Raw genomic sequence first — 19,395 nt, 5'->3', positions numbered from 1 at the left:
TGCGTGCCACAATGACCCCGGGCGAACCGCACGGCAACAGGTCGTTGCGTCGCTCAAACGAGGGAAAAAAAGCGTTTCGATGACCGAGTCGGTGGAAGAACTGGACCAGCGTAACTTCTCGCAGCTTTTGGCCGCCGTTGGCCGCGATAGAGACATCGAAGCATTCGAGACGATCTTCAAATATTACGGTCCAAAGGTGCGTGCCTATATGGCGAAGCTTGCCCGCGATGGGCAGGCAGCTGAGGAACTGATGCAGGAGACGATGCTCGCGGTCTGGAACAAGGCCGAGCAATTTGACCCGACAAGGGGAAATGTTTCCAGCTGGATCTTCACCATCGCTCGAAATCAACGCATCGACGCCTTCCGTCGCGAAAAACGTCCGACCTTCGACCCGTCTGATCCGGCTTTCGTGCCGGATGACGTGCCGCCGGCCGATGTCGAATTCGAAGGCAGGCAGGAGGCAGATCGCCTGCGCCGCGCCATGGAAACCCTACCACCCGAACAGCTCGAACTCCTCAAAATGTCATTCTACAGAGAAGCATCCCACAGCATGATCGCAGCCGAACTCGGACTGCCGATGGGAACCGTCAAATCCCGCATTCGCCTCGCCTTTGCGAAGCTGCGCGCAGCCTTGGAGGAGCGAGCATGACCCTCCACGTTCAACATCATCTCAGCGACGAACTGTTGCTCGATTACGCGACCGGAAACCTGGCCGAAGGCTGGAGCATTGCGGTTGCGACGCATCTGGCGCTCTGCCCGGCCTGCCGCGATCGGCTTTCCTTCATGGAACACACCGGCGGCCAGCTTCTCGAAGCGACCGAGGTGAAGTCTGATGAAACCTCGTCCGCAGACAGCTGGGCATCGATGAAAGCCAAGCTCGGAAAGAAGGCTGGCGCGACGTCTTCTGCGAAGCCCGTTGCCACGCCAGCAGACATTCCGGTTCTGCCCGAACCGCTGCGCTCCTATCTGGGCGGCGATGTGGAAGCCTTGAAATGGAAGGCTCTCGGTCGTGGTGCCTATCACATCCCGATCAAAACCGGTGATTCGGAAAGTCAGGTTCGCCTGCTCAAGATCCCGGCCGGCAAGCCTGTGCCCGAACATTCGCATGGCGGGCGGGAACTGACGCTTGTGCTGAAGGGTGCCTTCACCGATGGTGCAACGGTGTTCAAGCGCGGTGACATCGAGGAAGCCGACGAGACGTTGACGCACCAGCCGGTGGCGACACCGGAAGAGGATTGCATCTGTCTCGCCGTGACCGACGCGCCGCTGAAGTTCAAGAGCCTTCTGGTCCGTCTGGTCCAGCCGGTTCTCGGAATCTGATTGAAGGCCGGGCAGGCGCCCGGCCAGAGGGAAGACAAATGCCTTATGTGATCGCCTACGCCGCCACGGCCGTTGTCTTCTTTGCCCTCGACTATCTCTGGCTGACGCGCATTGCGATCGGCTTTTATCGCGAGCATATCGGCAGCCTGCTTCTGGCAACGCCGAATTTTGCAGCCGCCGGCATCTTCTACCTCTTCTACGTGATCGGTCTCGTCTACTTCGCCGTCATGCCAGCCGTCTCGGCGGGCAGCGTGCTGACGGCCATCTTCAATGGCGCCCTGCTTGGCCTGCTCGCTTACGGCACCTATGACATGACCAACCTCGCCACCTTGAAGGGCTGGTCGCTGCAGGTGAGCCTTGTCGACATGGCCTGGGGTGCTTTTCTTTCGGCCATGGCCTCGGCGGCCGGCTACTACGCCGTTTCGCGCTTTACGCAGTGAGCGCTGGAAGGGCGTCTTCGGGCGCCCTATGTTCTCGGCATGATCAAGCCGGACCTACTTCTCCATCCGACACCCGGTGGGCTTTATTGCCCGCTGGGTGATTTTTTTGTCGATCCGGTTCGGCCTGTCGACCGGGCGTTGATCACGCACGGACATTCCGACCACGCTCGCTCCGGCCATACACACGTACTCGCCACCCAACAGACCCTCGACATCATGGCAATCCGCTACGGTGAGGACTTCTGTGTGACGTCACAGAGCGCTGCCTTCGGAGAAACCATTTCGATCAATGGTGTTGCGATCCGCTTTCATCCGGCAGGCCATGTGCTTGGCTCGGCACAGATCGAAATCGAAGCACAGGGGACACGGATCGTTGTTTCCGGCGACTACAAGCGCGGGGCGGATCCGACCTGTGCGAGTTTCGAGCCGGTTCCCTGCGATGTCTTCATCACCGAAGCGACCTTCGGACTGCCGGTCTTCCACCATCCGGAGCCACGGCTGGAAATCCAGAAGCTGCTGACCTCGCTGCAGCAGTTTCCCGAACGCAGCCATCTGATCGGGGCTTATGCGCTCGGCAAGGCCCAACGGGTGATTTCGCTCATCCGGCGCGGCGGCTACGAGAAGCCAATTTATATTCATGGCTCGATGGCGCGGCTCTGCGACTATTACACCGAGCAAGGCGTGGAGCTGGGGGACCTCAGGCCAGCGACCACCGAGGACAAGAAGTCGGGCAGCTTCAAGGGCGCTGTCGTTATCGGACCGCCGTCTGCCTTCAATGATCGCTGGGCGCGCCGCTTCGAGGATCCCCTCGCCATCTTTGCGTCCGGCTGGATGATGGTGCGCCAGAGAGCGAAGCAGCGCGGCGTGGAACTGCCGCTCGTCATTTCCGACCACTGCGACTGGCCGGAACTTTTGGACACGATCCGCGAGGTCGGCCCGCAGGAGGTTTGGGTAACCCATGGGCGGGAGGAAGCGCTGGTGCGCTGGTGCGAGCTGTCCGGGATCAAGGCACGGCCGCTGCACCTCGTCGGCTATGAAGACGAGGGAGACTGAGATGAAGGCCTTTGCCCGCCTCCTCGATCGCCTTGTGCTGACACCCAGCCGCAACGGCAAGCTGACGCTGCTCGTCGACTATTTCCGTAACACGCCCGATCCCGACCGCGGCTATGCGCTGGCCGCGCTGACCGATGGGCTCGACATCAAAGGTGTGAAGCCGGCGCTGCTGAAGGAACTGGTGCTGGAGCGGATGGACCCGATCCTGTTCCAGTATTCCTATGATTATGTGGGTGACCTTGCCGAGACAATCTCGCTGGTCTGGGAGCCGCAGGCGCTGGAAGCCGAGGCCGAGCAGGATCTCGAAAGCTTGTCCAAGATCGTCGAGCGGCTGCAGAGGCTTGGGCGAAACGAGACGCGCTCCGTCATGCGGGACCTCTTTGACAGGCTCGACACATCCGAGCGGTTCGCGCTGATCAAGCTGGTCACCGGAGGACTTCGGATTGGCGTATCTGCGCGCCTCACCAAGCAGGCGCTGGCGCTCTACGGCGACAAGGATGTCGTTGACATCGAGAGCCTCTGGCATGGGCTGAAGCCTCCTTATACCGAGCTCTTCGACTGGCTGGAAAACCGGGTCGAAAAACCTGTCTTGTCGACGCCAGCGATCTTCCATTCGGTTATGCTGTCGACGCCGATCGAAGACAGGGATCTGCCCAATCTCGATCCAAACGACTTCGCTGCCGAATGGAAATGGGACGGCATTCGTGTGCAGCTGTCCTGCTCCGACGGCAAGAGCCGGCTCTATTCGCGCTCAGGCGACGACATCTCGGGGGCCTTTCCTGACATCATCGAGGCAGCGCAGTTCGAGGGGGTGATCGACGGCGAACTGCTCGTCGGCGGCACATCGCGGACCAATGCGCCGACGCGCACCTTTTCGGATCTCCAGCAGCGCCTCAATCGCAAGACGGTGACGGCCAAGATGCTGGAGGACTACCCGGTCTTCATCCGCGCCTATGACATTCTGTTCGAAGGCGACGCAGATGTGCGGCCGGAGACCTTCCTCACACGCCGCGAACGCTTAAGCGCGCTCGTCGAGCAGCAGGAGCCTAGACGTTTCGATCTCTCGCCGCTGGTTTCCTTCTCGACGTGGGAAGAACTGGAGCAGCGGCGCGCTGCCCCACCTGATCCCGTCATCGAAGGGGTGATGCTCAAGCGCCTGGATAGCAGCTATCAGGCCGGACGCGCCAAGGGACCGTGGTTCAAATGGAAGCGCGACCCGATGAATGCCGATGCCGTGCTGATGTATGCCCAGCGCGGGCACGGCAAACGCTCAAGCTACTATTCCGACTTCACCTTCGGTGTCTGGACGGCGATCCCCGGCGAAGGGGACGTGCTCGTGCCCGTCGGCAAGGCTTATTTCGGCTTCACCGATGATGAACTAGAAGTGCTCGACCGTTTCGTGCGCAACAATACGGTGGAGCGCTTCGGCCCGGTTCGCAGCCTGAGGGCAGAACCCGAGCACGGCTTTGTCGTCGAGGTGGCCTTCGAGGGCCTGGCGCGGTCAACGCGGCACAAATCCGGGATCGCGATGCGGTTTCCCCGCATCGCACGGCTTAGGCAGGACAAGCTGCCGAAGGATGCCGATCGCCTGGAGACGCTGGTCGCGATGCTCTGACGGCTCGCGTGTCTCCAGGATTAGCGCGTGGTCAGGCAGCGGGAGACACTGTCCTGCCAGCCGGCAATGGCAGCTTCCCGTTCGGTCACATCCATGCCCGGCTCGAAGCGGCGATCGCGCTTCCAGGTCGCGGCAAACCCCTTCTGGTCGGGCCAGAGGCCGGCGCGGGATCCTGCGAGCCAAGCGGCGCCGAGGACCGTGGTTTCGAGAACAACGGGGCGATCGACGGGGGCAGCCAGGATGTCGGCGAGGCGCTGCATCGTCCAGTCGGACGCGACCATGCCGCCATCGACGCGGAGCACCGTCTTCGACGCGCTGCCATTCCAGTCCTTCTTCATGGCCTCGAGGAGATCATGGGTCTGGTAGGCGACGCTTTCGAGCACGGCTCGGGCGAATTCTGCCGGGCCCGTTCCACGGGTCAGGCCGAAGATAGCACCGCGGGCATCGGCATCCCAATGGGGTGCACCAAGGCCGGTAAAGGCCGGCACGAGATAGACGCGCTGATGCGGATCGGCCTTGCTGGCGAGCGCATCCGTTTCCGAAGCGACCTTGACGAAACCCATCTGGTCGCGGAGCCACTGGACGGCGGCACCGGCGATGAAGATAGAGCCTTCGAGCGCGTAGGTTGTCTCGCCATTCAGTCGATAGGCGATGGTGGTGAGCAGGCGGTTCGACGAGGCGACGCGATCGCGGCCAGTGTTGAGAAGCGCGAAGCAGCCTGTGCCATAGGTCGACTTCATCATGCCCGGCTCGAAGCAGGCATTGCCGATGACGGCGGCCTGCTGGTCGCCGGCGACGCCGAGGATTGGGATCGCGGCGCCGAGCACGGACTGATCGGTGATGCCGAAATCGTCTGCGCAATCCTTGACCTCAGGCAGCATGGCGCGCGGGATCTCGAGGATCGACAAGAGTTCGTCGTCGAAGCTGTTGGCGCTGATGTCGTAGATCAGGGTGCGCGAGGCATTGGTCGCGTCGGTCGCGTGAACCTTGCCGCCGGTCAGCTTGTAGATGAGCCAGCTATCGACCGTGCCGAAGCAGATCTCGCCGTTCTCCGCGCGCACCTTCAGCCCGTCGACGTTCTTCAGCAGCCAGGACAGCTTAGTACCGGAGAAATAAGGATCGAGCAGCAAACCGGTCTTGTTCGTAAAGAGCGGCTCCAGGCCCTTATGCTTGAGCTCGTCGCAGAACCGGGCCGTGCGGCGGTCCTGCCAGACAATGGCATGGTGAACCGGCTGGCCGGTCTCGCGGTCCCAGACGACGACGGTTTCGCGCTGGTTGGTGATGCCGATCGCGGTCACATCGGTGATATCGATCTTGGCGGCAGCGACCGCCTTTTCGATGGTAGCGAGCACAGTCTGCCAGATCTCGTCCGCATCATGCTCAACCCATCCGGAATCCGGGAAATGCTGGGTGAACTCCTGCTGGGCGACGCCGACGATATGCATCTCGTGATCGAAGATCATCGAGCGGGTCGAGGTCGTTCCTTGGTCGATGGCCAGAATGTAACCGCTCATCAGGCGCAAACTCCTTAATTGAAGAAGCCGGGGCGTAGATTTCGCCCCGGCGGTTGTCAATGGATCAGAATACTGACCGGATCACTTCTGCCAGCTCTTGACCAGTTCGTCGTAGTTGACGGTGATCGGCTGTTCCTTCTCGTTCTCGATCTTCAGCTGCGGAGCGAGATTGCCCTTGGCAACGGCATCAGCGTTCCACTCTTCGAGGGTCTTTTCCTCGGCAAGCTTCGGACCGATATCGCCCTGGACGCCAGCGCGTTCGAGACGCTCAAGGACCTTTTCCTGCTCAGCGCAGAGCGAGTCCATGGCTTCCTGCGCAGTCTTTGCACCGGAAGAAGCGTCACCGATTGCCTGCCACCAGAGCTGGGCCAGCTTCGGATAGTCAGGAACGTTGGTGCCGGTCGGCGACCACTGCAGGCGAGCCGGCGAGCGGTAGAATTCGACCAGACCGCCGAGCTTCGGAGCGCGATCGGTGAAGGACTGGTGATCGAGGGTCGACTGACGGATGAAGGTAAGGCCAACATGGCTCTTCTTCACGTCAACAGTCTTCGAGGTGACGAACTGTGCGTAGAGCCAGGCGGCCTTCGCACGATCTTCCGGGGTGGACTTCATCAGCGTCCAGGAACCAGCGTCCTGATAGCCGAGCTTCATGCCGTCCTTCCAGTAGACACCATGCGGGCTCGGAGCAAAGCGCCACTTCGGCGTACCGTCGGCGTTGACGACCGGCAGGCCTTCCTTGACGAAGTCGGCAGTGAAGGCGGTGTAGGTGAACATCTGCTGGGCGACTTCACCCTGCGACGGCACCGGACCGGATTCGGAGAAGGTCATGCCCTGGGCAGCCGGAGGGGCGTACTTCTTCATCCATTCGAGATACTTCTCGATGGCGTAGACGGAGGCAGGGCCGTTGGTGTCACCGCCGCGGGCGACGCAAGAGCCGACCGGACGGGAGTTTTCGTCGACCTTGATGCCCCATTCGTCAACCGGGTTGCCGTTCGGGATGCCCTTGTCGCCGTTGCCGGCCATGGAGAGCCAGGCGTCGGTGAAGCGCCAGCCGAGCGACGGGTCCTTCTTGCCGTAGTCCATGTGGCCGAAGACCTTCTTGCCGTCGATTTCGCGACCGGTGAAGAATTCAGCGATGTCCTCGTAAGCAGACCAGTTGACCGGAACGCCGAGATCGTAGCCGTACTTCGCCTTGAAGTCGGCCTTGTTTTTCTCGTCGTTGAACCAGTCGTAGCGGAAGAAGTAGAGGTTGGCGAACTGCTGGGTCGGCAGCTGGTAGAGCTTGCCATCCGGAGCGGTCGTGAACGACTTGCCGATGAAGTCATCAATGTCGAGGGTCGGGCTGGTGACGTCCTTGCCTTCGTTCGCCATCCAGTCGGTCAGGTTGCGGACCTGCTGGTAGCGCCAGTGAGTGCCGATGAGGTCGGAGTCGTTGATGTAGGCGTCGTAGATGTTCTCGCCCGACTGCATCTGCGTCTGCAGCTTTTCAACGACGTCACCTTCACCGATCAGATCGTGGGTGATCTTGATGCCGGTGATGGCGGTGAAGGCCGGAGCGAGGACCTTCGATTCATATTCATGCGTGGTGATGGTTTCGGAGACGACCTTGATCTCCATGCCGGCGAAAGGCTTCGCGGCATCGATGAACCACTGCATTTCGGCTTCCTGCGTGGCACGATCGAGTGCCGACATGTCGCCGACCTCGGCGTCCAGGAACTTCTTCGCCGCTTCCATGTCGGCGAATGCGACACCCGTCATTGCCAGAAGCATGGCGGCCGTCGTCGTCAAAAGGTGCTTTCGCATAGTTTCCTCCCTAAGGTTGCGAATGCGTTCAGTTTGCAGTCCCGAGGATGGCGACCTCCCGCCGCCATCCATCTTGTCTTGCCCTAGACGAAGCGGAAGACGCCGATGGCGTAGACCACGGACAGGGCGAGAGCCCACCACAGGTTCGGTCCAACGAGACCGAGCCAAGCGAGATTGATGAAAGCCGATCCAAGCAGCGACACGAAAAGGCGGTCACCGCGGGTCGTCTCGAAGCGCAGAATGCCGGTTCGCGGATTGCCGCCCGGGGACAGATATTCCCAGACTGCCATCGACAGGATCAGGCTGAAGATCACGACGAAGAATATGGCCGTCGGCGTCGTCCAGGCCATCCATGTAAAGTCCATTTGAACCTCCTCAGACGCGGCCCAGGGCAAAGCCCTTGGCGATGTAGTTGCGGACGAAATAGATCACGAGCGCTCCGGGTATGATCGTCAGCACGCCGGCTGCGGCCAGCACGCCCCAATCCATGCCGGAAGCAGAAACCGTACGCGTCATGATGGCGGCGATCGGCTTGGCATCCGTTGTGGTCAGAGTGCGGGCAATCAGAAGCTCGACCCAGGAGAACATGAAGCAGAAGAAGGCGGCGACACCGATGCCGGATGCGATCAGCGGCATGAAGATCTTCACGAAGAACTTCGGGAAGGAATAGCCGTCGATATAGGCGGTCTCGTCGATCTCCTTCGGCACGCCCGACATGAAGCCTTCGAGGATCCAGACAGCCAGCGGCACGTTGAACAGGCAGTGTGCGATGGCGACTGCGATGTGCGTGTCGATGAGGCCGAAGGCAGAGTACAGCTGGAAGAAGGGAAGTGCGAAGACGGCTGGCGGCGCCATGCGGTTGGTCAGCAGCCAGAAGAACAGATGCTTGTCACCCAGGAAACGATACCGCGAGAAGGCATAGGCAGCCGGCAGGGCGACAGCAACTGCGATCACGGTGTTCATGCACACATAGATGATCGAGTTGATGTAGCCCTTGTACCACGAGGGATCCGTGAAGATCACCGCGTAATTGGCAAGTGTCGGATTGACGGGCCAGAGCGAGAAGGCACCCGTAATCTCTGCATTCGTCTTGAAGCTCATGTTGACGAGCCAATAGATCGGCAGGAGCAGAAAGATGATGTAGATTGTCGGAACCAGAAAGCCGAGGCCGGTGCGGTTGTCAGTGCTTTTCATCGGTATCTCCCTCAGCCCTTCGCGTCACTGTTGGTCATGACGGTGTAGAAAACCCAGGACAGCGCGAGGATGATCAGGAAGTAGATGATCGACATCGCAGCCGCCGGACCAAGGTCGAACTGGCCAACCGCCATCTTGACGAGGTCGATAGACAGGAAGGTGGTCGAATTGCCCGGGCCGCCGCCTGTCAGGACGAAGGGCTCGGTGTAGATCATGAAGCTGTCCATGAAGCGCAGCAGCACGGCGATCAGAAGCACGCGCTTCATCTTCGGCAACTGGATAAAGCGGAACACGGACCAGCGCGATGCGCCGTCGATCTTGGCGGCCTGATAGTAGGCATCCGGGATCGAGACGAGACCGGCATAGCAAAGCAGCACGACAAGGCTCGTCCAGTGCCAGACATCCATGACGATGATGGTGACCCAGGCGTGGATCGGGTTCTGCGTGTAATTGTAGTCGAATCCGATGGCATTCAGCGAATAGCCGAGAAGACCGATATCGACGCGGCCGAAGACCTGCCAGATGGTGCCGACAACATTCCACGGAATGAGCAGAGGCAGCGCCATGAGAACGAGGCAGACCGGAACGCCTAGTCCGGTTTTCGGCATGTTAAGCGCGATGAAGATGCCAAGCGGCACCTGGATCGCAAGAATGATCATCGAGAAGATCAGGTTGCGTCCGAGCGCATCCCAGAAGCGGTCGGACGAGAGGATATCGGTGAACCAGTCGGTGCCGGCCCAGAAGAACTGATTGTTGCCGAAGGTGTCCTGGACAGAATAGTTCACCACGGTCATCAGCGGAATGACGGCTGAGAATGCCACCAGCACCAGGACCGGAATGACCATGAACCAGGCTTTGTTATTCCAAGTCTTTTCCATGGTTCAGCCCTCCATTCCAACGCGCCAGGAATCGGCGAAGATGCCGACGCCCTCGGGGACGAATGTTACCTTCGGATCTGCGGGGATATCCGCATCCTCTGGGATGACGATCGACAGCGGGTTGCCGGCGAACTGCGCTCGCACGATCTTCTGACGGCCGATATCCTCGACCTTGGCGACGGTCACGGGCATGCCTTCGCGTCCGAGACGCAGGAATTCGGGGCGGATGCCGAGTTCGATCTTGCTCTGGCCGGACAGTTTGGGCGTTCCCGGCAGGTTCACCGTCTGGTCGCCAACGATCGCGGTTGTGCCATTCACCTTGACCGGCATCACATTCATGCCCGGCGAGCCGATGAAATAGCCGACAAAGGTGTGGCTCGGGCGCTCGAAGAGTTCGGCCGGCGTCCCGATCTGGACGATCTGGCCGTCATACATGACGACGACCTTATCGGCGAAGGTGAGCGCTTCGGTCTGGTCATGGGTGACATAGACCATGGTGAAGCCGGACTGGCGGTGCAGGCGCTTCAACTGCGAGCGCAGCACCCATTTCATATGCGGGTCGATCACCGTCAGCGGCTCGTCGAAGAGGATCGCGTTGACATCCGAGCGCACGAGACCGCGACCGAGCGAGATCTTCTGCTTCTGGTCCGCCGTCAGGCCTTGCGCCTGCTTGCGGGCCATGGGCTGCAAGTCGATCATGTCGAGGATCTCGTTCACCCGCTTGTTGACCTGATCTTCCGGCACATGCCGATTGCGCAAGGGGAAGGCCAGGTTGTCGTAGACGCTCATGGTGTCGTAGACGACCGGGAACTGGAAGACCTGGGCGATGTTGCGGGCAGCCGTCGGCAGGTTGGTTACGTCAACGCCGTCGAATTCGATCCGGCCATCCGAGGGATGGATCAGGCCCGAGATGATGTTGAGCAGCGTGGTCTTGCCGCAGCCCGACGGACCGAGCAACGCATAGGCGCCGCCATCATCCCATTCGTGATGGACTTCCTTCAGGGCATAGTCGCCGGCTGCGCGGGCGGCCGGGGTGTAGGCGTGGCGGATATGGTCGAGGTTGATGCGTGCCATGACGTTCCTCCTCACGCAGCCAGTTCGGCGGGCGCGCCAAGCGCCCTGCCGTCGGCGCCGAACGCCATCAGGTGACGGGTGTCGATGAAGACGTCGATCTCGCGGTCAGGATCGATGTCGTGGATGCCATGCGCCAGGCAAACCCAGCGGGCAGTTCCATATTCGACGTGGATGAAGCTCTCGGAGCCGGCGATTTCCGACACGAGGGTGCGCGAGCGCATGGCCATGGCTCCAGGCAGAGCAGCGAGCGACAGGTGGTGCGGGTGGAAGGCCACCGTCACCGGACCGTCTGCAATTGATGAGAGATGAGCCGGCATGCCGAGAACCGGCTGGCCGTTCAGCTCGAAACTTGCGCCCTTTTTGACGAGCGCAATTGTGTTGAGCGGCGGATCGGCGAAGGTCCGGGCCGTCAGAAGATCCGATGGACGACGGTAGACATTGATCGTCTCGCCGAACTGGGTGATGCGGCCTTCGGAGAGCGTCGCCGTGTTGCCGCCGAGCAGCAGAGCTTCAGACGGTTCGGTCGTCGCGTAGACGAAGATGGCGCCGGATTCGGCAAAGATCTTCGGCAGCTCCTCGCGCAGTTCCTCTCGAAGCTTGTAGTCGAGATTGGCGAGCGGTTCGTCGAGAAGAACGAGGGTCGCGTTCTTGACGATGGCGCGGGCCAAGGCCGTGCGCTGCTGCTGTCCACCGGAGAGGCTGAGCGGGGTGCGATCAAGATACGGCGTCAGCCGGAGCAGATCGGCGGCCTTGCGAACTTCACGATCGATCGTGGCTGCATCCTTGCCGCCAACGCGCATCGGCGAGGCGATGTTTTCGTAGACGGTCAGGGCCGGGTAGTTGATGAACTGCTGGTAGACCATCGCGACATTGCGCTTCTGGACCGGCATGCCCGTGACATCCTTGCCGTCGAAATGAACGGTTCCGGAAGTCGGCTTGTCGAGGCCTGCCATCAGGCGCATCAGGGATGTCTTGCCCGAAAGCGTGGGCCCGAGCAGGACATTGAGCGTACCCCGCTGCAATGTCAGATCGGTCGGGTGAATGTGATATTCACCTCCCGCCATTTTCGAGACTTTACGCAGTTCCAACATATGTCCTCGGGCCTCCTCCAAACCGTCGGTCTTCTTCAGTGGGATGGGCGATCAGGCCGCCGCCAACATCCCCAGATAGGCATCCAGCCCCTTCGCCTCCTCTGGCGTCAGGAACAGACCCTGTTTCGTTCGGCGCCACAGCACATCTTCGGCTGTGACCGCCCATTCCATGTCCACCAGCCAGCGAACTTCCGCTTCATAGAGCGTGCCGCCGAAGTGGCGTCCGAGATCGGCGACCGATCGGGCTTTGCCCAGGATCGACTTCGAATCGGTTCCGTAGCAGCGGATCAGGCGCTCGGCATGTCCCCGCTCCAGGAAGGGGTAGGCCTTCAAGAGATCCGCAACCGTCGGCTCAAAAGCTGTTGCAGCGAAATCACCACCCGGCAGACGACTGCCTGCCGTCCAGGCCGGTCCTTTTTCGCCGATCGATTCACCAATCTTTTCCAGCGCATGTTCGGCCAGACGGCGATAGGTTGTGAGCTTGCCGCCGAAGACGTTGAGCAAGGGGGCGTCGCCGCTGTTGCCTTCGATCTTCAGCACGTAATCGCGCGTCGCCTCCTGGGCCTTCGAGGCGCCGTCATCGAAGAGAGGACGGACGGCCGAATAGCTCCAGACGATATCGTCAGGGCGCACCGGTTCCTGGAAATATTCGCTGGCCGCATCGCAGAGGTAGTTCACCTCTTCGGGGCTGATGCGCACATCCTTCGGATCTTCGGTGTAGTCGCGGTCGGTCGTGCCGATCAGGGTGAATTCGCCTTCATAGGGGATGGCAAAGATGATGCGATTGTCGGGATTCTGGAAGAAGTAGGCACGCGGGTCGGTGAACTTCTTGCGGACGATGATATGGCTGCCTTGGACCAGGCGGACATTGTGTACGTTGTTGCGGCCGAAAGCACCAGCCAATACCTGGTCTACCCAGGGACCGGCGGCATTCACCAGCATACGCGCCTTGTGGGTCACCACAGAGCCATCGCGCTGCGACTTCGTAGTGACGACCCAGTGGCCTTCTTCGCGATGGGCGGACACGACGCGGGCGCGGCTCAGGATGTTTGCGCCACGGATCTGCGCGTCGCGGGCGTTGAGGACGACCATACGGGCGTCATCGACCCAGCCGTCGGAATATTCGAAAGCCTTCGAAAAGACCGGCTTCAAGGGCTTGCCGGCGGGATCGCGGCGCAGGTCGAGCGTCTTGGTGGCGGGCAGAAGCTTGCGACCACCCAGATTGTCGTAAAGGAAGAGGCCGAGGCGGATGAGCCAGGCCGGGCGAATGCCGCCCTTCTGGAAGGGCAGCACGAAACGCAGCGGCCAGATGACATGCGGCGCCATGGCCCAGAGGACCTCGCGCTCCATCAGAGCTTCGCGCACCAGGCGGAATTCATAATGCTCGAGATAACGCAAGCCACCATGGATCAGCTTGGTGGCGCCGGAAGATGTGCCGGAGGCGAAGTCGTTCATTTCAGCCAGGGCGACAGAATATCCACGGCCGGCCGCGTCACGCGCTATCCCGCATCCATTGATCCCGCCGCCGATCACAAACAGATCGTAGATTGGCTGCCCCGACATTATCCCTCCACATGTTCGCACCTGCAGCATTTGCTGCTATTGCGAAAGCATGAATATAATTTTCGAAATTTAAACGAATGTCAAACGAAACTTATTCCGCAGGTGGTTGGCCACTCGTCGGAGCGGTTTCGATGATGCGGACATCCTGCTCCGCGCAAATCGTCCGGATGCTGTCTGAAGGACAATGATCGGTGATAAACGTCTGAACCTGCGAGATATGGCCGATCCGGACAGGCGCCGTGCGCTCGAATTTCGACGCGTCGGACACGAGAATCACGTGGCGCGCATTGGCTATGATCGCTTGGGCGACTTTCACTTCGCGGAAATCGAAATCGAGCAGTGCACCATCTTCATCGATGGCCGAAACGCCGATGACGGCGAAATCCACTTTGAACTGGCGGATGAAATCCACGGCCGCCTCACCGACGATGCCGCCATCCGATCCACGGACCACGCCGCCGGCGATCACCACCTCGATTGAGGGGAAAATTCTCAAGTGATTGGCAACATTGATGTTATTGGTAATGACCATCAATTCCTTATGGTCGACCAATGCGTCACCGACCGCTTCCGTCGTGGTGCCGATGTTGATGAAGAGCGAGGAATTGTCGGGGATTAGATCTGCGGCGGCGCGGCCGATCGCCTGTTTCTCAGTTGCGGCCATGGAACGGCGCGCTTCGTATTTGACGTTTTCATTTCCGCTCGGGAAAACGGCTCCGCCGTGAATGCGGTTGAGGGCTCGTGCGTCGCAGAGGTCGTTGAGATCCTTGCGAATCGTCTGCGGCGTGACTGCGAAACGCGCCGCGAGTTCATCCACGAGAACGCGACCCTGCTCCTTCGCCAGAGCCATGATCTCCGCCTGCCTCGCCGAAAACATCATGTCGGCCCCTCCCTTTTTCGTTTTTCTTCAGTCTAGGCAAAAACGAAACATGAGCAATAGCCGAGACCGAAACTATCTCCGGCGCAGGAGGAGTATGAAAGCCAGACCTCCGGCGAGACCGGTGATGACACCGATCGGCACATCTTCCGGGGCCATGATCGTGCGCGAAACAATGTCGGCGAGGATCAGGATGACCGCGCCGGCGAGCGCCGATAGTGGGATGACGCGGATGTTGTCACTGCCAGCGGTCAGCCGGACGAAATGCGGAACGAGCAGACCGACGAAGCCGATTGCGCCGGAGAAGGCGACCATGACGCCGGTCAACAGAGCGGTGGCGATGAAGAGTTCGGCCCGGAAGCGGGCAACGGGAACACCGAGGGTCGCTGCCGTTTCGTCCCCCATGGCCATTGCATTGATTTCACGGGCGCGGACGACCAGGAAGACGAGGCAGGCGGCCAGCACGATCAAGGGATAGATGAGATGCGACCATTGGGCGAGGCCAAGGCCGCCCAGCATCCAGAAGACCACCGTATGGGCGGCCCGGGGATCGCCCAGGAAGATCGCAAGATTACCGAGCGACGTCGCAACGAACGCGATTGCCACGCCCGTCAGCACCAGGCGGTCAGCTCCGGCACCGGTGAAGCGCGTCACGGCGACCACGGCGAGCGTTGCGAGCAGCGAGCCGACGAAGGCGAAGAGGGGGACAGTGACCAGGCCGAAAATCAGGCCGGTGTGAAGCAGGGCGATGATCGCTCCGAGCGCCCCGCCTGAGGACACGCCGAGAAGATGGGGGTCGGCGAGCGGATTGCGGGTCACAGCCTGCAAGACGGCACCGACTGTCGCCAGACCGGCACCGACGAGACCGGCGAGGATGGCGCGGGGAAAGCGCACGTCCCAGACGATGCTCTCGCGGCCCGTAGACCATGTCGGCTCGAAAGTGCCGGGGACCAGCTTGTTGACCAGGATCGACCAGACCGTTTCAGCCGGGATGGCGGCGGACCCCAGTGAAACGCCTGCCGTGAGGCACAGGGCAAGCAGCACGAGCGCCAGACCTGTCCAGAGAAACATGCGACCGTGCATCATGCTGCCTTTGGTAGTGCTTGCGGGCGGGGCCGAAGATCAGCCCCGCCTCAGCGATCACATGTTGCGCGGGTGGAAGGCGTCTGCCAGGCGGCCGATGGCCTGGACGTTGCGCGGACCAGGCGTCGCCTCGACATATTCCAGCACGACGAAGCGGTCCTGCTTGACGGCGTCGAGGTTCTTGAAGGCAGGGGTCTCCTTCATGAAGGCGATCTTCTGCTCGGCGGTCACATCGCCGTAGTTGACGATGACGATCACTTCCGGATTGCGTTCGATGACGGGCTCCCAGGAAACCTCGGTCCAGCTCTTCTCCACATCATCCATGACGTTGACGCCGCCTGCAGCCTCGATCATCGCAGTCGGAATGCCGAAGCGGCCAGAGGTGAAGGGCTTCTCGCTACCGGAATCATAGACGAAGACGCGCACAGGCTTCTCGATGCCGCCGATCCGCGTGGTGATCTCATCGAGCTGCTTACGATAGCCGGCGACCAGTTCTTCAGCACGCTGCTCGACACCGAAGATCTTGCCGAGATTGAGCAGGTCCGCGAACATATCGTCCATCGTCGGCTTGTTCTTGGCCATGATGTGAATGCAGGATTCGGTCAGTTCGTAGACCTTGATGCCCAGGGGTTCGAGCGTCTCGGGGGTCACTTCGCCACCGACCTTCATGCCATAGTTCCAGCCGGCGAAGTAGAAATCGGCATCGGCGTTCAGCAACACTTCCTTAGTCGGATATTTCGGCGAAAGCTCCGGCAGTTCCTTCACGCCTTCGCGCAGCCCCTCATCCAGCGTCTTCCAGCCGGAGATGCCTGTGTAGCCGACCATGCGATCCTGCAGTTTCAAGGCGAGCATCATCTCGGTCAGGTTGACGTCATTGGAGATGGCACGGGCGGGCGCTGCTTCGAACGTGACGTCGCGACCGCAGCTCTTGACCGTGACCGGATAGGCGAAGGCGGAAGACGCCGTGAAGACCGATGCGAAGAGAGCGGCGGACAGGAGAAAACGGTTGGCCATGGTATCGGGGTCCTTTCGAAATCAGTTCAGAGCAAGTGAGAAAGAAAAACGGTGCGCGCGAAGACCTTCCGCCTGCTGGCGCGCGGCGAGCACACCGAAGGTCCCTGACAGGGCCTGTTCGGTCAGTACCGCCTCCGGTGCCCCGAAGGCGCTCATGCGGCCGCCATGCATCAGTGCGACATGGCTTGCGAATTCGGCCGCCAGATTGATGTCGTGCAACGTCGTGATGATCGTCAGATTGAGCGCGCCCAGCAGATCGAGGATTTCGAGCTGGTGGCGGATGTCCAGATGGTTGGTCGGTTCGTCGAGAATCAGGATCTCCGGCTTCTGGGCGAGTGCACGCGCCACCAGAACACGCTGCTTTTCGCCGCCCGAGAGGGTCGAGAACTGGCGGTTGGCCAGACGAAGAAGATCGAGATGGTCGAGGGCGTGTTCGGCTTCGGCTCTGTCCTGGTCATTCCAGCCAGAAAGGCCCTCGCGCCAGGGAACGCGGCCCATCATCACCACGTCGCGGACCGTGAAGGGGAAATCGCCAGGCATTTCCTGCAGGACGACAGCGACGCGCCGTGCAACCTGGCGGGCACTCATGGACCAGATATCCTGGCCGTCCACTTCGACGCGGCCTTCCAGGGGAGAGACGCCGCGATACAGGCAGCGGAGCAAGGTCGTCTTGCCGGCGCCATTCGGGCCGACGATCGCCAACCGGTCGCCGGCGTCGAGCGCAAACGAGACGTCACGAACCAGAAAATGGGATGATTTCGGACCCCAGCCGAGATCCGTGACCCGGATAGGGCACCCTTTGCTGCTACAACTCATCGGCGCACCTCCGCAGGGGAGCTACGGCCAGCGGTCACGCCATGGGCGAGCTTGGATCCAAGCCTGAGCGGCTCATGATCGAGACGGAAATGCATGCCAGTCCTCCGCAGGATTTCTCCGGAGGCAAAATGGCATGTGTTCGGCGCGCCTGAGGGCGCTGTGCAAAAGCCAGTTCGTATCCATCGGAACACCCCGTCCGCTTCGGTTTCATCGCTTGACGGCAGGTCTCCTGGCTTGCGGATATACGCTTTCCATTTGCCTTCCCACGGTGACCCGCAGTGGCCCGGCGTGTGAACGCCGCGAGAATGGACAGCAATCCGCTTACAGTTGCGGGGGCAGCCACGGTCTTGGTCCCTTTTGGGTCTTCCGCACCGTGTTCCCTATTAATCCCCTTCGGAGTCATCCGTTGAGGGAACCGTCACCTGCTTGCATAAGATCTGCAGACCCCGCCGGTCAAGCCTCTAATCCTCTAAGTTATGTAATACCATTACATTTAGCGAACAACGTTGACCCTGTCCACCCTTAAACTGGGTCCCGATATCAGGTGGTTGTTCTATCCTCGGCAGCCGCTTCCGGCAGGACGGCAGAGACTGCCTTCTCGTCGATGACGCGCGCGCCTCTCTGGCGGGTGGAATAGCGCCAGATCCACTGGATGCTGACCAGCAGCCTCTTTTCGAAATTGACCAGAAGATAGACGTGAACAAGGGCCCAGAGGAGCCAGGCGATGCGGCCCTTGAGCTGCCAGGAGCCAAAATCGAAGATGGCGGCATTGCGCCCGATGACTGCGGTGTTACCGCGATTGTGGAAGTGGAACGTGGGAATGGGCTTTCCTGACAGGAGGCTGGCTTTCAGCGCACGGCCGAGAAACGTTCCCTGCTGTTTTGCCACCTGCGCGAGGGCCGGCATCGGTTTGCCATCTTCGCCGACCGCAAGCGCCGTATCGCCGAGGGCATAGATGCCGGGCTTATCGACAACCGAAAGATCGGGCGCCACGGGCAAGCGACCGCCGGCTGCCGGCTCGATGCCCAGCCATTCGGCGGCCGGGGAGGCTTTCACGCCCGCACCCCAGACGATGCAGCTCGCGGGGAGGAACGTGCCGTCAACCTGAACGCCCTCCGCGGTGATGTCTTCGACAGGCGTATTGAGGCGGATATCGACACCGATCCCGGCGAGGTATTCGGAGGCGTATTGCGAGAGGGGCTCCGGGAAGGTGGATAGAATTCTCGGCCCGGCCTCGACCAGCAGGACCGTCAATTGATCGGCATGCAGCTTGCGGAAATCCTGGGCGATCATGAAGCGGCCGAGTTCAGAGATCGCGCCCGCCATTTCGACACCTGTCGGTCCGCCGCCGATCACCACACTGGTCAAAAGTCGGCGCTTCTCGGCCTCGTCGCTACTCCGCTCCGCCCTTTCGAAAGCAAGGAGCAGCCTGTGACGGATGTCGCGGGCTTCGTGGATGGATTTGAGACCCGGTGCATGCTGCTGCCAGTCGTCATGCCCGAAGTAGTTGTAGGTGGAGCCGGTGGCGAGCACCAGGCGATCGAAGTGGATCGATCCGCCGTCTTTCAGCATGACCGCCCGTGCGTGCGCATCGACCGACACGACCTCGGCCATGACCACGTGGATGTTGTCGTAGCGACCCAGTGTGCGCCGAATCGGTTCGGAGATGTCTGCCGGCGACAAGGCCGCCGTTGCGACCTGATAGAGAAGCGGCTGGAAGAGGTTGTGATTGCGGCGATCGATGACCGTCACGTCGATTGCCGTATTGCCCAGAGCCTGGGCGCAGGCGAGGCCGCCGAAGCCGGCCCCGACGATCACCACATGTGGTCTTTTCGTGGGTTCCGTTCCGTTTTCCATCATCACCTCTTGGTCCTGCCCCCACGACAAACCGGAGGGACACGCAAATGTTCCTCTTCGAATGACGCGATGCAATAGCTCAAAAATCATTGTTCCGATGATGGAACAATGTCCGCGCCTACCCGTTTTTCTGCTGCATTGCTTTTGTTCCCTCCCCCCAACCTCCCCCGGCCGCCCGTCCCAAGGGCGCCCACCTGAACCCC

Annotated in this window: 18 protein-coding genes and 1 riboswitch; of the genes, 5 read left to right on the top strand and 13 right to left on the bottom strand. The window is 60.9% G+C overall.

Going from position 1 to position 19,395, the window contains the following annotated elements; all coding sequences use genetic code 11:
- Positions 1–79: 79 nt before the first annotated feature.
- From C0V73_RS13505 to C0V73_RS13485, 5 genes are read left to right on the top strand one after another with little or no spacing between them, the layout of a single operon-like run.
- Positions 80–649: a sigma-70 family RNA polymerase sigma factor gene (locus C0V73_RS13505; protein ID WP_102020527.1), complete on the top strand. Its 570-nt coding sequence runs from the start codon at positions 80–82 to the stop codon at positions 647–649.
- Positions 646–1,320 carry a ChrR family anti-sigma-E factor gene (locus C0V73_RS13500; protein WP_102020526.1) on the top strand — a complete coding sequence of 225 codons (675 nt, stop codon included), beginning with the start codon at positions 646–648 and terminating at the stop codon, positions 1,318–1,320. Before C0V73_RS13505 ends, C0V73_RS13500 begins: the two co-directional genes overlap by 4 nt.
- Positions 1,321–1,358: 38 nt before the next feature.
- Positions 1,359–1,760, top strand: coding sequence for a DUF2177 family protein (locus tag C0V73_RS13495; protein ID WP_102020525.1), 402 nt, complete (start codon positions 1,359–1,361; stop codon positions 1,758–1,760).
- A gap of 39 nt (positions 1,761–1,799) precedes the next feature.
- Positions 1,800–2,813, top strand: a complete 1,014-nt coding sequence (locus tag C0V73_RS13490) for a ligase-associated DNA damage response exonuclease (RefSeq protein WP_102020524.1) — start codon at positions 1,800–1,802, stop codon at positions 2,811–2,813.
- A gap of 1 nt (position 2,814) precedes the next feature.
- Positions 2,815–4,428, top strand: a complete 1,614-nt coding sequence (locus C0V73_RS13485; protein ID WP_102020523.1) for a cisplatin damage response ATP-dependent DNA ligase — start codon at positions 2,815–2,817, stop codon at positions 4,426–4,428.
- Positions 4,429–4,448: 20 nt separating this feature from the next.
- On the opposite strand, the gene glpK is transcribed toward C0V73_RS13485, so the two are convergent.
- The 13 genes from glpK to C0V73_RS13420 form a co-directional block, all read right to left on the bottom strand.
- A complete protein-coding gene (gene glpK, locus C0V73_RS13480) occupies positions 4,449–5,942 on the bottom strand; it encodes a glycerol kinase GlpK (protein ID WP_102020522.1) in 1,494 nt (497 codons plus the stop codon).
- A gap of 81 nt (positions 5,943–6,023) precedes the next feature.
- Positions 6,024–7,745 (bottom strand): ABC transporter substrate-binding protein, encoded by a 1,722-nt coding sequence (locus C0V73_RS13475; protein ID WP_102020521.1) that lies wholly within the window; start codon positions 7,743–7,745, stop codon positions 6,024–6,026.
- 83 nt (positions 7,746–7,828) lie between these two features.
- Positions 7,829–8,110: a DUF2160 domain-containing protein gene (locus C0V73_RS13470; RefSeq protein ID WP_102020520.1), complete on the bottom strand. Its 282-nt coding sequence runs from the start codon at positions 8,108–8,110 to the stop codon at positions 7,829–7,831.
- A 10-nt stretch (positions 8,111–8,120) separates the two neighbouring features.
- Positions 8,121–8,939, bottom strand: a complete 819-nt coding sequence (locus C0V73_RS13465) for a carbohydrate ABC transporter permease (protein ID WP_102020519.1) — start codon at positions 8,937–8,939, stop codon at positions 8,121–8,123.
- Positions 8,940–8,950: 11 nt separating this feature from the next.
- Positions 8,951–9,817: a sugar ABC transporter permease gene (locus C0V73_RS13460; RefSeq protein ID WP_102020518.1), complete on the bottom strand. Its 867-nt coding sequence runs from the start codon at positions 9,815–9,817 to the stop codon at positions 8,951–8,953.
- A gap of 3 nt (positions 9,818–9,820) precedes the next feature.
- A complete protein-coding gene (locus tag C0V73_RS13455; protein ID WP_102020517.1) occupies positions 9,821–10,891 on the bottom strand; it encodes an ABC transporter ATP-binding protein in 1,071 nt (356 codons plus the stop codon).
- 11 nt (positions 10,892–10,902) lie between these two features.
- Entirely contained in the window at positions 10,903–11,982 is a 1,080-nt protein-coding gene (locus tag C0V73_RS13450; protein ID WP_102020516.1) for an ABC transporter ATP-binding protein, read from the bottom strand.
- Positions 11,983–12,033: 51 nt separating this feature from the next.
- Positions 12,034–13,545, bottom strand: a complete 1,512-nt coding sequence (gene glpD, locus C0V73_RS13445; RefSeq protein ID WP_102020515.1) for a glycerol-3-phosphate dehydrogenase — start codon at positions 13,543–13,545, stop codon at positions 12,034–12,036.
- A 91-nt stretch (positions 13,546–13,636) separates the two neighbouring features.
- Positions 13,637–14,425, bottom strand: a complete 789-nt coding sequence (locus tag C0V73_RS13440) for a DeoR/GlpR family DNA-binding transcription regulator (RefSeq protein WP_102020514.1) — start codon at positions 14,423–14,425, stop codon at positions 13,637–13,639.
- Between the two features lie 72 nt (positions 14,426–14,497).
- Positions 14,498–15,493: an iron ABC transporter permease gene (locus C0V73_RS13435; protein WP_245407971.1), complete on the bottom strand. Its 996-nt coding sequence runs from the start codon at positions 15,491–15,493 to the stop codon at positions 14,498–14,500.
- Between the two features lie 69 nt (positions 15,494–15,562).
- Complete coding sequence (locus C0V73_RS13430) at positions 15,563–16,519, bottom strand: ABC transporter substrate-binding protein (protein ID WP_102020512.1); 957 nt, start codon at positions 16,517–16,519, stop codon at positions 15,563–15,565.
- Between the two features lie 21 nt (positions 16,520–16,540).
- Positions 16,541–17,335 carry an ABC transporter ATP-binding protein gene (locus C0V73_RS13425; protein ID WP_102020511.1) on the bottom strand — a complete coding sequence of 265 codons (795 nt, stop codon included), beginning with the start codon at positions 17,333–17,335 and terminating at the stop codon, positions 16,541–16,543.
- A gap of 201 nt (positions 17,336–17,536) precedes the next feature.
- Positions 17,537–17,770, bottom strand: a riboswitch (cobalamin riboswitch).
- Between the two features lie 105 nt (positions 17,771–17,875).
- Positions 17,876–19,192: an NAD(P)/FAD-dependent oxidoreductase gene (locus tag C0V73_RS13420; RefSeq protein WP_210200166.1), complete on the bottom strand. Its 1,317-nt coding sequence runs from the start codon at positions 19,190–19,192 to the stop codon at positions 17,876–17,878.
- Between the last annotated feature and the right edge of the window lie 203 nt (positions 19,193–19,395).

This window comes from Rhizobium sp. TH135 (genome assembly GCF_002855515.1).
Taxonomy (GTDB): Bacteria; Pseudomonadota; Alphaproteobacteria; order Rhizobiales; family Rhizobiaceae; genus Allorhizobium.
The sequence above is the reverse complement of the archived record's forward strand: the minus strand, read 5'-3'. Positions and strand labels throughout refer to the sequence as shown.